This is a genomic window from Nocardia sp. NPDC003482, from assembly GCF_053588115.1.
Map to the genome: position 1 here is coordinate 1 of NZ_JBSFPI010000041.1, position 14,157 is coordinate 14,157.

Here is a 14,157-nt window from a genome sequence, read left to right on the forward strand (position 1 = left end):
ACTTCACCTCGACCAACCACCCCACACCGTTAACACAACCAGCACATCGACTCACCCAAACCCACACAACCACTTACAGGACACGCCCTAGGCGCTGCCGTCGCGTGGCGATGAGTTCGAGTTGCTGTCGGGCATTGGATTCGGGCAAGTCTGGGGCGGAGGTCCGCATGATCCACCGGCGGTAGTCGGGAGTTTGGAGCACGCCCGGCAACAACGTCAATTTGAAAGCGGTCACTTGCTCTGCTGCCTGCTCGAGGCTCCAAAAGTGCAGGAACTGCCGAGATTCGTCGTAGGCGTAGTGCCGCCAGTACACACCGGAGTTGCCCTTCTCAGCCTTCACCTCCTCGACCAACACCATGGCCTCGCTGCGGGCCTCATCGTCGGCGTCGTAGAAGGTGAGCAGATCTCGGTACTGCGAGGTGCTGACGCGGACGGGGTCCCCATCCTCCAAACGCCCGATGGTCTGCTTCGAAACCTCGATGGCAAGAGCCGCGGCCAACCGACTCTTGTCCGCCTTCTGTCTCAGGGCACGGAGTTTCCGGCCGAGCGCACGTCGCGGAAGTGCTGAGCCACTCGTCATTACACTGCCTCTCTTTTTGGAGCGGTCCACTACGGACCGCTTTTAGTGGACCTACTTGTTCTGGACCGGTGGATAACTGCCTCCGAAGTATCTTCGTCGAAAAGGCTGATTCGGATGGCCCTTACGGCCTGATTTGATGTCTACTTGGAGCACCAGCAGCTCAAGGCGACACACCAATCCTGCTGGAGGCCAAGGGGTTCCAGCACAGCCGATTACTAACCAGACCAATTCCGGACGGCAGGGGTGAATCAGTGGACGGCATCGGAGGAATTCATCGCACGAAATGCGCAGGGGCGGAGGCCGAATGGCAATTCGCCCACCGCACAATAGGAATCCTCTCCGTGCGCCCATCGCCCGACGAATCCCCCATCCGTTTCACAGAAACCCGCCCTGACCTCTCCGAAGCCCGCGACCGCTACCCCCACCTGACCCGCCTGTGGGACGCGGTACGGCACGACTTCTGGACCTGCGTCGGATCCCCCATCGAAAAGTGAGGAGTACAGAAATGCCCGCAGAAGGTTCGACTCTGGCGCGGCGCGCGCTCGGCCGAGAATTGCAGAAATTGCGGAAAGCCGCCGAGGTCAGCCAATTTCAGGCGGCCCGGATACTCGGCATCTCGCCGCAGACCATGGGGCGGCTCGAGGACGGGCTCTCGGTCCGGTCCGCGAGCGACCTGTGCATGAACGCCCTGTGCGACCACTACGGCGTGTCCGATGACGATCGTCGGACGATTCTCGCCATGGCACGGGAGGTTCGCATCACCGCCAAGCAGGGCGGCGGCTGGTGGCGGGCCGATATGGACCACACCGTCGACGAATTCACCCCGGACACCATGCTTCTCGATGCCGCGCAACGCCTCACCACCTGGCAGGCCATGGTGCTGCCCCCGATCGTCCGGACGGCCGACTACCGCCGTGCCGTCGCCTGGACCGAAAACCCCAATTCGCCCAAGGAATTGATCGAGGAGCGCCTCGAACGTGCCGCGAAACAGCAACGGTCGCTGGATGATCCGTCCTTCACCACGGAAATCATCCTTTCCGAGGCCGCGCTGCGCGAGGTGTGGGGCGGCCCGGCGGTGATGGACGAGCAGCGCCAGCATCTCGCCGAGATCGGGCAGCGCCCGAACGTCTCCCTGCGAGTCGTCCCCTTCGATGCCCGTAGCCGCATCGGTGCGCTCGTCGGGTCCTTCTCCCTGCTGGAATTCCCGATCCTCCCCCACTGCCGGATGAACGAACCCCCGATCGTCTGTATCGAGGAATTCACCGGCACCCTCTACCTGGAACGCTCCGCGGAGGTCGATCGCTACAAGATGGTCCTCACCGAGCTGCGACGCACGGCGTTGAGCAAAAGTGATTCCAGCGCACTGATTTCGGCGATCTGATCAGGACCGTCACGGGACCACGATCGGCAACGGGTCCGTCAAAGCGGCGGCGAGGGCCGCCGCACGGGCGGGCCGGGGCGCGTCGATGGCGCCCATCGCCGTGGCGTGGTCTGTCAGACGCTGTTTCAGGACGGCGATCTCCGCGCTCGTGTCGTCCCAGAACGGCAGGGTCTGGGCGGACCGCGCGAGTCCCAGCAGCGACAGGCCCAGCAGTGTCTTCGCGTGCAGCGCTTGGAGAATTGGGGTGCCGAAGGTCGGTGTTCCGCCCGGGTCGAACGTGATCCGGGCGGCATCTCCGCCGAGGCGTTCTCGTTCGACGCACTCGTGCAGCAGCCACAGCGAATTCAGTTGCGAGTCACCGGGTTCCAAGGAACGCATCGAGGCGCGGATCGCCGCGTCCAGATCCGAGCACACCAGCTCGGTGACGAATTGCACCAGGCTCAGCGGCCCGTCGGAGCTTCGGCGCTGCCGTTCGACCACCGCCCGGGCAGCGCGCAGCAGGTCGCGTGCAAGCCCACCCGACCAGGCATGACAGAACATGGCGATCACCGGCGCGAAACCCGGTGCGCGAGAGGCGATTACGGCGCCAGACTCCGGCAGGGTGAGCGGTTCGGTGTGCACGATGGTGTCGAGTGCCGAATCGAAGGCGTCGCGACGATCGAGGCCACGTTTTTCGAACGAGGCGAGGGCGTCGGTGGAGACCGCGACGACGAAATGCACTCGGCGCATGTGGAACAGGTCTTTGAGTTCGTTGACGATCTCGACGAGGTGTTCGACGCTGTCGATCTTGTCGAGTTCGTCTATGCAGACGATCAGGCGTTGGCCGCGGTCGTTGTCGCCGAACAGGGTCAGGAGTTTGCGCAGGTTCGTGACCAGGTCGGCGCGGGTGAGGGCGCGGCGTTTGAGTTTGAGAGTGCGTTCGGCCCCGGCCTCCAGCGTGGAGCGGAGTTTGACGGTTCCCTTGGCGGTTGTCCCGCGCTCGGTCTCCCATTGAAGGTCTTGCAGGAGTTCACGGGCAAGGCGCACATCGGGGTCGATCGTGCGGCGGTCGGAGGCGTCGGCGAGTTTGAGTAGCCCGATGAGGGCCACCACCGCCCACATGGCGATGCCGAACAAGGTGAGCGGGTCGGGAAGGAACCCGAAGTCCCGCGCCCAGTCGCTGCGCAAGGGGCTGAACACGACCAGATCAGTCCCGTGACGAACAGGGCGAGCAGCGCGGATGACGGTGCGGCGACCACTCCCCTGGTCCAGCGGCGCAGCGCGGAAAACGATTGTATGCCACCGATTTCGGCGGCGATCTCGGTGAGCAGCAGACGCACGAACTCGCCCGTGTCGTAGCGCACCGGACTCGGGATGATGGGGACCAAGCCTAGTTTCCGGTCTGCGCGCAGCGCTCGCATGACGGTCGATTTGCCGGAGCCGCGTGCGCCCGCGAGCCCGATCGCCGACGACTCGTGTTCGGTGATGAACTCGCGGACGTAGTCGGTGGTGCGCGAGGGGGTGATCTGGGAGCTGTCGAGTTCGACCAGCCGGGGGGCGTGGGTGGGGAACAGGACGATTCCGCTCGGACCGAGTTCGGTATTGATCGCTCTCGAAATATGTTCCTGGACAGCCGTTTCCAATGCGCGATGGTAAGTACTTCGGGCGAGCGGCAGGTCCTCCGTCAGCTGTCTGATTCTCGGGATCCACCGACTCATCAGCCATAACAGCACGGCGTTCACGATCGTGGCCGTCGCTCCCGACACTGTCCCCAAAGCGGCGAGGTTCCGGAGAAACCAACTGCCCGCGTCGAGGTGAATCCACTGCGCGAGAGTCGCTCTCGGGAGCAACATCAGGACTGCCAGGAACCCGGTGCCGACACCGAGAATGACGAAGATCGCGCGCGCCCGGTCCCTGCGCCGCACGACAAGGGATAGCTCCTCAGCCTGTTCTTCCGCGATCCCCAGTTGGGACCGAGGCACCCAGACTCCGCGGGAGATGTCCGTCTGCGACTCCAGCAGCCGCTTCGTGAGCAGGTCCCGATGACTCGCGTAATGCCGGAACTCCGGCTGATCGAATACCGCCGACGCCACCTCGGTTACGTCTTCCCCGAGCGTCTGCAATTGCCCTCCCCGCCGAATGTTCTGCTGAACGCATCGGTTGGGAGAGCGCGATGGTTACAGCGGCAAGGCCGGAATCTCTCGGGCCTTCGAGTCTGACGCGAAACTTTTTGCGGCATAGCTCATTTCGCTGATCCCTTACAACCCTCGCGGTTCGAGCCCACGTCTCCGCTCGAGTTCAGGGCATGCTGCTTCGCGCGGCCGTCGCGTACGACCTCGGGAGCCTGAACCGGTGCGCCGGGCAACGGTATTCCGGGCGCGGGCCTGCCCTGGTTCATCAATTCCATGATGCCGCGCAACTCGGGCGCGTAGCCGCGTTGCTTCGCCAGCTCCAATTGCTGCCGCTGCCACCGCGATGCGGCCTCCCGCGCCGCTTGGGCTCGCGCTTCACGCTCGGCCGCCTTCCCCATCGCCTCGATACCTCGAGTGAGTTCCCGGCGCTGATTCTCGCGACCGCGCGCAAGAACCTCCTCCATCACCTTCGCTTGTTCGCCGTTCAAGCCCATGTCTCGCAGCATGGCTTTCGCGTGAGAACGCTCAGCCTTGCGAATGGACCGAAGTTCCTTGGTCACCGATTTGTGTGTTCGGCTCACATCGCCGACATCAATGGCGAGTGATTGTTCCTCCGCGATGGCGAGTTGCCGGGTCTTCTCCGCGACCGTCCGAGCAAGAGCTTCTTTTCGCTTTTCCAGCTCTTTCACCTTCTCGGCTTGCCTTCGCCTCTCTTCCGTTGCCCTTTCGAATGCCCTGGCCTCCTTCTCTTTCACCAGTCGCTGCTTTTCGAGGTGCTTACCGACTGTGAGCGCTACCCGGAGTTGTTCACGGGTTACTTCCTGAAGCTTGAACTGTCGGGGGTATCGCGATTGCAGCTCCCGAATCTTCTCTTGAACCTCCTTGTCCACTCGTGCACCCTGAACAATAGTCCATTCGACGAGTCCACCTCGATCCATAAATCGAGCATCTTTTTCGAGCTGCGGAAGGGCCCTCTCCTTGTCGACTCGACCGGCCTTGTACTCGTGCGCACTCTGGGCCTTCGCATTGAATATGTCATGCACGCGTACATCGCGGCCGTCCTTGATTCGTACCTCTTTCTGGTACCCGAGCTCGGGTGTCTGGTTCCGGAGAGCCGCCATGCCATCCCGGAACCGGTTGCCGACCTCCCGCGCCCTGGCCCATTTAGCTCTCGCTTCGCGGTACCCCTGCCGGTCGCGGGCGCTCAAGCCCCGCATCCATTTTTCGCCTACATACCGGCGATAGTACTGTTCAAAACGGTCGTTCCATTCATACGCCATGATTCCCCCCTGGCCCTACGAAGGCGAGCGCTCAGCCTTTGAGCCACTCATTCATGGGCGGCCTTCCCGCTGCCACCCATTCTTGATATGTCCGCTGGCTGTTGAAGAATATTCCGGAAAGAAAATCTCGCCATTGCCGATGCACGGTCGCGGTCACCAGATTTGCCGTATCCAGATACGCATCGGTCCATTCATCCCGGATCACCGGTCCGAAATCTGGATACCGCTCACCGCTCATGCCTGGGACGTTATACCAGCCGCCCTCGAAGTTTCGGCGGAACACCTCGCCGATGAACCTGGTGAACTGATCGGCCACGTCACGATTTTCAGGACGGTCAACATCATCCATCGTGGCGAAGCGTGCGAGTATCTCACTCTCGGCGCGGTCCAATCCCTCGGCCGACCAAGGATTTTCCGGCATATTCGGAACCGTCTCCGTGAAGAATTTGCGGAGCTGGGCCTCCATCAGCTCATCCGCGACCCATTCGAGCCATTTCGGGTCTTGCTGGTCGCGGGCGATCTGCTCGAGTTCCGCCGTTGTGTAGGGCCGAAGATCTCCCATGCTGGCACTCCCTTGTCGTCACTGTGCGGGTCGCTGTGGTCGAACAAGAGGGTACGGATACGCCCCGAGTTCGGCATCAATCAACCCGCTTCATCAGTGTCCGGCATGTGACCTGTTTATGAGGGCGATTTCCGCGTGCGCGGTCTCGGCACCGAAGCGGGCGCGCTCCAGACCTTCCCGAAGCGCGCCCGCTCTCCCCATCCCCCTCCCCTAAACCGGCAATGCCGGAACCGCCCTCCCCACCTCCCCCGCCCCCGAACCCGTTCCCCGACCGTCGATTTCACCGATCCCATCCACCCGAATCTCGATCACCCGCGCGGTGGCGATATCGAAGAACAACCCCGACAACACCACCCCCCGCTCGACAATCGCCGGACCAGCCACCGGATGCCCTGCGAGCGTTTCCAATTGGACCGCCACATTCACCATGCCCAGCTGATCCACCTCCCCGAACCCCGCCTCCGCCGCGGCACGGGCCACCGGATGCCCTTGCCGGAACCGATCCAGCGCGGGCGTGCCGTGGGCGAGCCACTCGGCCAGACCGGAGCCGGTCTCGTCACCGTGGTACAGCGCTCCCATCGCGCCACAGCCGGAATGCCCGCACACCACCACCGTCCGCACATCCAGCTTGTCCAACGCGTATACCAACGCGGCCTCCACCGACGTGTCCCGTCCGTCGGCCGGGATGAGATTCCCGATATTGCGAACCGTGAACAGGTCACCCGGCCCACTACTCGTGATCACATTCGGCACGATGCGGGAATCCGAGCAGGTCAGGAAGAACGCATCGGGGTTCTGCCCGTCCCGTAGCTCACCGAGGTGCGGGCGCACGACGTGCGCGTGGCCGCGGTGGTACAGCGCCACACCGGCGGCGACCGAATCGCCGTGGGTGCGCCGCCAGGGGGCGAGCGTGTCGTTGAGCATGCGGCGGGCGTGGCCGCGGGCGGGCGGTCCGGCGGCGAGGTCGGCGATGCGGGCCGCGCCCATTTCCACGAATTCGACTGCGCCGCCGCCGTTTCGGTGTTGGTCGGCCCATTCGTGGAGGATGTCGGAGGCGGCGTGGTCGATGAAGTCCACCGTCATCTCGACCACCACCGAGGCGGTGGCGGGCACCTCGGCCAGCGCGGCGCTCAGGCGCGGGACGGCGAGGAAGGTGCAGGTGCCGTCGATGGTGACCAGCCAGCGGTTCCCGTCGACCGGTTCGGCCGCGATCACCACGCGTACGACCCGCCACAGCAACAGCGCGAACGCCAGCACCAGGCCGACGAGCATGCCCAGCAACAGATTCCCGAAGATCACCACGAGAACCGTTGCGGCGTAGACGAACAGGTCGCCCGTGCGGCGGGCGAGGCGGATGTGGGCGAGTTTGACCAGGCCCATGCCGATGACGATGAGCAGTCCGGCCAGCGCGGCCTTGGGGATCTGCTGCACGATGCCGACGAGGATCACCGCGAACAGCAGCATCCACACGCCGTGCAGCATGGTCGACGCCTTGGTGCGGGCCCCGGCCTTGGCGTTGGTGACGCTGCGGACGATGACCGCCGCGATCGGCATACCGCCGAGCAGGCCGCAGGTCATGTTGGCGACGCCCTGGCCCATGAGTTCGCGGTCGAGGTTGGTGCGGCGGTCGGGGCGCATCCGGTCGACCGCGACGGCCGACAGGAGGGTCTCGACGCTGGCGATCAGGGCGATGGTGATCATGGTCAGGCCGATCGCGCCCCAGCCGCCGTGCGGCAGGCTCGGCAGGGCGAAGTCGCTGAACAGGCTGCCGTGCAAGGTGATTCGCTGCACGCTGACGGGGACGACCATCGCGAGTCCGGTCGCGGCCACCACGGCGACGAGGGGCGCGGGCACCTGCCGGAGTTTCGTGGGCGCGTAGCGCCAGCCGAGCATGATGGCGATGACCAGCACGCCGATCGCGGCGTCGCCGCTCTTGACCGACATCAGCTGATGCGGCAGCTGCACGATGCTCTGCCACGAGGAGCTCAGCGACTGGCCGCCCAGCAGGACGTGCAGTTGTTGCAGCGCGATGACAACGCCGATTCCGGCGAGCATGCCGTGCACGACCACGGGGGCGATGGCCAGCGCGCCGCGGCCCAGCCGTCCGAGGCCGAACAGTATCTGCAACACCCCCGCGCCGAGGGTGATGAAACAGGTTGCCTGCCAGCCGAATTGGTGGATGCTCTCGGCGACCACCACGGTCAGGCTCGCGGTGGGGCCGCTGACCTGGAGCGACGAGCCGCCGAGCAGCCCGGCCACGAGGCCGCCCACCACCGCCGCTATCAGGCCCGCGGGCACGGGCGCGCCCGCCGCCACGGCGACGCCGATGGATAGCGGTAGGGCGACGAGGAAGACCACCACGGAGGCGGGAAGATCGTGACGAAGCACGACGGCGAGACCGGGAAGCGAGGTCCGTCGGGCCGGGTCGGTGTCGGTGGACATATTTCTCCTTCGCCGAACCGGGACGCGGTTCGGTTCATCGGTGGAACATGTACTGGCATCGAACAGGGCGGTACTGCGGTGGAGCTTCCGAAACGCCCTCCGAGCGAGGGCCGCCCATAATCGTAAAGAATGAGCAAAGATCATGGAAAGCGTTTGCAGTAAGATGTTCCGGGAAGCTATCGAATTGTGACATACATCACAAGCGTCGCGCCCGTTCCCCAGGACATTCCGAGCATCGGCTTGCCAAGGTACACAACGACATTGACGACGATCAACCGCACGTCCCGCGAACGAGCCCCCCGGTGAGTCGCCACGCCGAGGAGTGGCGCCCGATCGACCTCGCGCGCCTCGCGGGCGTCTCCACCCAGCAGATCCGCAACTACGTCGACGCCGCGATCCTTCCCCCGGTCGTCCGAACGGCCAACGGCTACCGCCGCTTCGGCCCCCCGCACGCCGCCGCGCTGCGCACCTACCAGGCCCTGACCCCCGGTTTCGGCCCGGTCGTCGCCCGCCGAATCATGCAGGAGGTCCACCGCGACGACCTGGCCGCCGCGCTGGCCCTCATCGATTCCGCCCACGCCGCGCTGCACGAGCAGCGCCGGGCCGTCGACGCCACGGCCGCCGCCCTCGACCAGGTCATGAGCGAGAAGCCTTCGCGCACGGGAGCGACCGGGGAACCCGGCCCGCTGCCGCGCTCCGGTCTGCGCATCGGAGAAGTCGCCGCCCGCCTGGGCGTGCGCACCTCGGCCCTGCGCGTCTGGGAGGCCGAGGGCCTGCTCTCCCCCGCCCGCGAATCCGTTTCCGGCTACCGGACTTTCGACGCCGCCGACATCCGCGACGCCCATGTGGTCGCCGTCCTCCGCCGCGGCAACCACCCCTTCGACCGCATCCGCCCGGTCCTCGACGGCCTGCGCCGCACCGGCAGCACCGCCGCCCTGCACACCGCCCTCACCCGCCGCCGCACCGAACTCACCGCCCGCTCCCTGGCCATGCTCGACGGCTCCGCCCAACTGCGGCAATACCTTTCGCAACGCACCGAGCAGTAAGACCCAGCCGGAGTACGGCACGCTTCGACGCCGATGACAACCGGGAAAGTTCGCCCGAGTGCCAGAACATAGCCAGAGCGCCCGCACGCATCTGTCCGCCGGTCGACCCGGGAAAGGGTCGATGCCGAGTCATCGGGGCGACTCCGGGGCGATGGGACAGCTGGCCAGGACGCTCTCCTTCAACTTTCCGACACTCGACAGGGGAATCTTGTCGAGTTGAGCCAGCCGAAAACGCTGGCCTGGGAACAGCTTCCGCACCAAACCGGCGATATCGGCCGCACTGGACGGGGCGGGCAGGTAATAGATCACCCAGATCTCGAATACGCCGCCGAAGGGTCTGATCTCCACGAAATCGAACGCTTCGTGTGCCCTCAACTGTTCGCTCGCGTCGAACATTCGGCCCAGCCTCGCCTCACGGCGCGCCAATTCGCGCAGCTGACCGCTGCGCGCCGCCCGCTCGTCGTTGTGCACCAGGAAGCGGGCGATGCGAGCCTGAGAGTCATAGGGGTACCAGTAACGATCCGTAACACGGTTTTCGTAGGAATCCGCCGGACGCGACGCGCCCACCGCGGTCCACATCGTCTCGATGACGACCGATCGCTCGAGATCACCCGCCAGGCTCGCGGAATAAAGGCTTTCGAGCGTCGCGCGCCCGGCCGCGGACTTCAACCTGTCCTCGGAGTTGAGGGAGTCGACCGCCCACGAATACCGCCGCCACCACTCCTCACGCCGAGATCGATACTCGCTCTCCCGGGCCCCGAGGCGAACCGCGAGAAAGCTGCCCGCGACCGTGAGTACGCCGACGCACGACTGAAGGATCAAGGTCCACGCTGCCACCTGTAGATCATCACATCCACGACGACTGTGCAGGGCGGGTCGCGCTTCGGCAATGCCGTGCCGGTGGCGGCCCGACAAGTGGGCCGGATTCAGCCGAGGGGTAGGACGTAGCGGTGGAAGCGGGCGGCTATGTCGAGCCCCGCGAGCGTCAGCGCCGAACGGGCCAGGGCGTCGTCGGGTTCGAAGACGCGCAGGACCAGCACGTGGGGGAGTTCGTCGTGGAGTTCGCCGATCAGGGCGCCGATGAGGGAGGCGAGCATGCGGATATCGCCGATGCGGTAGGAGAGTCCTTGGCGGACGTCGACGTAGGCCTCGCTGCCGACGATGGTGGTGGCGAGGGTGGCGACGGGGTTGAGGGTGTCGGTGCTGGGGAGGGCGACGACCATGACCTGGCCGAGGGGGTCGGCGGATTCGGCGAGGGCTTGCAGGACGCAGTCGAGGGGGCAGGCGGAGTGCAGGGCGGGCGGGACGGTCCAGCTGCGGGGTTCGGCGGTCCACAGGCGGGCGTATTCGCCGGTCATGCGGGCGCCGAGGGCGACGGCGGCCAGGCCCTCGGGGCCGACGTCGGGGCCCTCCCAGGAGAGTTGGCACAGGCCCGCGACCCGGGACTGCTGGGCGGCCCCGGCGATCAGCGTGCGCACGACCGCTTCCTCCTCGCCGGTGGCGGCCTCGAAGTCGTGGTGGCCCAAGCGAATTCGGCGCACGTAGCGGGCGGCGTACACCACCTCCGCGCGCGCCCGGCCCGCCCGGTCGTGCCGGATCTCGGCCCATCCGGCCAGCTCGCCGCCCCGCCGCGCGGCGACGATCCCCACCAGTTCGGAGTCCCCGTCGGCCGGTGCGATGTCCTCGAGCTCGGGCTCCCCGGCCATGCCGGCGAGCTCGCAGGCCAGTCGCAACCCGGTGCCCGGGTGCCTGTCCCATTCGAGCGCTAAGTCCACAAACCGCACCCTAGACCGAGATTAACCACCAGGTTGCCCGACACGACGAAAAGTCGCATCCGCCGATCGGCCAAGATGGGGACATGCCCGCCGTGTTCAAGGATCTGTGTCTCGACGCCACCGACCATCGACGCCTGGCCGACTGGTGGTGCGCGGCGCTGGGGTATGTGCGCCGCGAGCCGGAGCGCGACCCCGCCGACCCGATCGCCATCGCCGATCCGACCGGCAAGGGTCCACTCATCTGGATCAATCCCGTGCCCGAGCCCAAGACGGTGAAGAACCGGATGCATTTCGATCTGTGGGGCGATACGAACGAACTCCTCGCGGCGGGCGCGACCCTGCTGCGCGCCCGCGGCGGCGATATCCGCTGGGATGTGCTGGCCGATCCGGAGGGCAACGAGTTCTGCGTGTTCAAGGATTGAACTCAGGCCGAGCGGGACGGCAGACAGTGCCGTGCCGGTCGCCTACCGTCACCGAAGGTGTTCCGGCCCTGGAGAAATCAGAGACAATTCGCACCGTCCCGCGCCCGCCGAGTTCGGCGGGGTGTGTCGGGCGGCCTCGTCGCCACCCTCGCGCTGCTTGCCGCGGGCTGCGGCGGCGATACCCCCGGCGGTGACACGGCGGGCCCGCCGCGCCCGGGCGGGGTGCTGCGCTACGGCTTGTCGCTCGCCCCGACCTGCGCCGATCCCGCCCAGTCGCAGACCAATCAGACCCTGTACGTCACCCGGCAGATCGTGGATTCGCTGACCGATCAGGATCCGGCGACCGGTGAGATCCGGCCGTGGCTCGCGCAGAGCTGGGAGGTAACCCCGGACGCGAAGAGTTTCACCTTCCACCTGCGCCCGGGCGTGACGTTCAGCGACGGCACGCCGCTGACCGCGAGCTCGGTGCAGAAGAACTTCGACGCCGTCCTGCGGACCATCACCGGCGCCAAGGCGCCCCTGCCCGCCAGCTACCTCGCCGGATACACCGGCACCACGGTCGTGGACCCCACCACCGCCCGCGTGGACTTCGACCGGCCGAATGCCCAGTTCCTGCAAGCGGTCTCCACCCCGCAACTGGGCATCGTGTCCGACGCGACCACCGAGAAGTCACCCGAGCAGCGCTGCCAGGGCGAGGTGATCGGCAGCGGCCCGTTCGTGTACACCGAATACCGCCAGGGCGCGTCCGCCACCGTCACCAAGCGGACCGGATATGCCTGGGGCTCGGCCGTTTTCGCGCATCAGGGTGAGGCGTATCTGGATCGGATCGAGTTCCGCGTGGTGCCCGAGTCGGGCGTACGGTCGGGCAGTCTGGCGTCGGGTCAGCTGGACGCGGTGAGCGACGCGCTGCCGCAGGACGCCCCGCAGATCGAGGCGGCCGGAGGCCGGGTGCAGGTCACGTCGAATCCCGGTGTGCCGTTCGGCATTCAGCCGAATCTGACGCGCGGTCCGCTGCGCGACGCGGCGGTGCGCGCGGCGCTGCGCCCGGCCATCGACCGCAAGGAACTGGTCGATACCGTACTCGGTCCGCAGTTCCGGCCCGCGACCAGCTCGCTGGCCTCGAAAACCCCTGCCTACGTGGATCTTTCCGCGCAGCTCGGATACGACGCCGACGCCGCGCGGCGCATCCTCGACCAAGCGGGCTGGGCGCCGGGCGCGGACGGCATCCGGGTGAAGGACGGCACGCGGCTGTCGTTCGCGATCCTGTTCTCCCGCGCGTTCGCCGGGAACCAGGCGATCCTCGAACTGGTGCAGCAGCAGTTGCGCAAGGTCGGCGTCGAGGTCCGGCTCGAACCGGCCGCCGACGCGGATTACACCGCGCGCCAACGCAATCGGGACTTCGACGCGCTCTACTACAACACCACCCGCGCCGACGGCGACATCCTGCGCACCACGTTCGGGCTGGACGGCCAGAACTACGGCGGTCGCGGTCCGATCCCGGACCTGGACCAGGCGCTCGCGGCCGAGTTGCAGACCACCGACACCGCCGCCCGCGCCCAGCTCATCGGCACCGCGCAGCGGCTGGTGCTCGACAACGGGTTGTGGGTCCCGACGATCGAGCTGTCGCAGGCGATCGGTGTGGCGGGCGCGGTGTCGGATCTGAAGTTCGAGGCGTCGGCCCGGTTGCAGTTCTTCGACGCCTGGCTGCATCGCTGACGCGGCTACCGCAGCTCGAAACCCTGGCGGTGGAAGGTGTTCCGGATCCCCTGGCGGCCGTGCAGGCTCTCCTTGGTGGAGATGCGGCCCGCCAGGCGGTTGCGGACCCAGTCCTCGGGCAGTTCCTGTTCGCGGTAGTAGGCGTTGATGCGGTCGAGATAGTCGGTGACGTCGGCCTCGGCGGGGGCGGAGTAGGTGTTGCGATGCACCACCACGCTCTGCCCGTACCGGGGTTTGACGTCGGCCGGGTCGGCGGGGTCGGGGATGCCGATGGCCAGGCCGTAGACGGGGAAGGTCCACTCCGGCAGCCGCAGCAGCTCGATGACGGCGTCGATATTGTTGCGCAGCGCGCCCACGAAAGTGATTCCGTAGCCGAGTGATTCGGCGGCGACGGCGGCGTTCTGCGCCGACAGCGTGACGTCCACGATGCTCGAGACCGTGCTGTCGAGGTAGGCGGTGGCCTCGATGCCGTGCCCGTTGGCGCGGGCGAGGGCGATATTGCGCGACCAGTCCGCCACCCACACCAGGAAGATCGCGGCGTCGGTCACCAGCCGCTGCCCGCCCGCGAGTTCGGCGAGCCGCGCCCGCGCGGCGGGGTCGTCGATCACCACCACGCTGGTGAACTGGAAGTTCGCCGAGGTGGACGCGGACTGGGCGGCGGCGATGATCAACGCCAGTTCGGTCTCGCCGATCTCGCCGGGCAGGAAGTGCCGCACGGTGCGATGCCGCAGCAGCACCTCCAGGGTGGGATTGACGTATCCGGTCGCGTCGGGTGCGGCCGCGCCGTACCGTTTGCGCAGCTGTTCCTGGAGGTCGGGGGCGATCACGTCGGTCACGGAGGG

12 protein-coding genes are annotated in these 14,157 nt (G+C 66.5%); 4 read left to right on the forward strand and 8 right to left on the reverse strand.

Annotated features, from left to right (window positions below):
- Positions 1–73 precede the first annotated feature (73 nt).
- Entirely contained in the window at positions 74–580 is a 507-nt protein-coding gene (locus ACWDSJ_RS36130) for a Scr1 family TA system antitoxin-like transcriptional regulator (RefSeq protein WP_450037288.1), read from the reverse strand.
- A gap of 505 nt (positions 581–1,085) precedes the next feature.
- Between ACWDSJ_RS36130 and ACWDSJ_RS36135 the strand changes: the two genes are divergently transcribed.
- The gene (locus ACWDSJ_RS36135; RefSeq protein WP_450037289.1) at positions 1,086–1,961 is read left to right on the forward strand and encodes a helix-turn-helix domain-containing protein; all 876 of its coding nucleotides are present in this window, start codon (positions 1,086–1,088) and stop codon (positions 1,959–1,961) included.
- A 9-nt stretch (positions 1,962–1,970) separates the two neighbouring features.
- On the opposite strand, the gene ACWDSJ_RS36140 is transcribed toward ACWDSJ_RS36135, so the two are convergent.
- The 4 genes from ACWDSJ_RS36140 to ACWDSJ_RS36155 all read right to left on the reverse strand — a co-directional run bounded on the left by ACWDSJ_RS36140 (position 1,971) and on the right by ACWDSJ_RS36155 (position 8,356).
- Positions 1,971–3,140, reverse strand: coding sequence for a P-loop NTPase fold protein (locus ACWDSJ_RS36140; RefSeq protein ID WP_450037291.1), 1,170 nt, complete (start codon positions 3,138–3,140; stop codon positions 1,971–1,973).
- Between the two features lie 1,042 nt (positions 3,141–4,182).
- Positions 4,183–5,352 (reverse strand): hypothetical protein, encoded by a 1,170-nt coding sequence (locus tag ACWDSJ_RS36145; protein ID WP_450037292.1) that lies wholly within the window; start codon positions 5,350–5,352, stop codon positions 4,183–4,185.
- Between the two features lie 31 nt (positions 5,353–5,383).
- Positions 5,384–5,914 carry a hypothetical protein gene (locus ACWDSJ_RS36150; protein ID WP_450037294.1) on the reverse strand — a complete coding sequence of 177 codons (531 nt, stop codon included), beginning with the start codon at positions 5,912–5,914 and terminating at the stop codon, positions 5,384–5,386.
- Positions 5,915–6,124: 210 nt separating this feature from the next.
- On the reverse strand, positions 6,125–8,356 hold the full coding sequence (locus ACWDSJ_RS36155; RefSeq protein ID WP_450037295.1) for a SulP family inorganic anion transporter: 2,232 nt from the start codon (positions 8,354–8,356) through the stop codon (positions 6,125–6,127).
- Between the two features lie 302 nt (positions 8,357–8,658).
- On the opposite strand from ACWDSJ_RS36155, the gene ACWDSJ_RS36160 reads away from it, so the two are divergent.
- Positions 8,659–9,402 (forward strand): MerR family transcriptional regulator, encoded by a 744-nt coding sequence (locus ACWDSJ_RS36160; RefSeq protein WP_450037297.1) that lies wholly within the window; start codon positions 8,659–8,661, stop codon positions 9,400–9,402.
- Positions 9,403–9,531: 129 nt separating this feature from the next.
- Here ACWDSJ_RS36160 and ACWDSJ_RS36165 read toward each other — a convergent pair whose 3' ends face one another.
- Together ACWDSJ_RS36165 and ACWDSJ_RS36170 are read right to left on the reverse strand one after the other, a co-directional pair.
- Entirely contained in the window at positions 9,532–10,071 is a 540-nt protein-coding gene (locus tag ACWDSJ_RS36165; RefSeq protein ID WP_450037299.1) for a hypothetical protein, read from the reverse strand.
- A gap of 257 nt (positions 10,072–10,328) precedes the next feature.
- Complete coding sequence (locus ACWDSJ_RS36170) at positions 10,329–11,177, reverse strand: hypothetical protein (protein WP_450037300.1); 849 nt, start codon at positions 11,175–11,177, stop codon at positions 10,329–10,331.
- Positions 11,178–11,260: 83 nt separating this feature from the next.
- Between ACWDSJ_RS36170 and ACWDSJ_RS36175 the strand changes: the two genes are divergently transcribed.
- Positions 11,261–11,599, forward strand: coding sequence for a VOC family protein (locus ACWDSJ_RS36175; protein ID WP_450037302.1), 339 nt, complete (start codon positions 11,261–11,263; stop codon positions 11,597–11,599).
- Between the two features lie 123 nt (positions 11,600–11,722).
- Complete coding sequence (locus ACWDSJ_RS36180; protein WP_450037303.1) at positions 11,723–13,315, forward strand: ABC transporter substrate-binding protein; 1,593 nt, start codon at positions 11,723–11,725, stop codon at positions 13,313–13,315.
- 5 nt (positions 13,316–13,320) lie between these two features.
- Here ACWDSJ_RS36180 and ACWDSJ_RS36185 read toward each other — a convergent pair whose 3' ends face one another.
- Positions 13,321–14,151 (reverse strand): nitroreductase family protein, encoded by an 831-nt coding sequence (locus tag ACWDSJ_RS36185; RefSeq protein ID WP_387356726.1) that lies wholly within the window; start codon positions 14,149–14,151, stop codon positions 13,321–13,323.
- Positions 14,152–14,157: the final 6 nt, after the last annotated feature.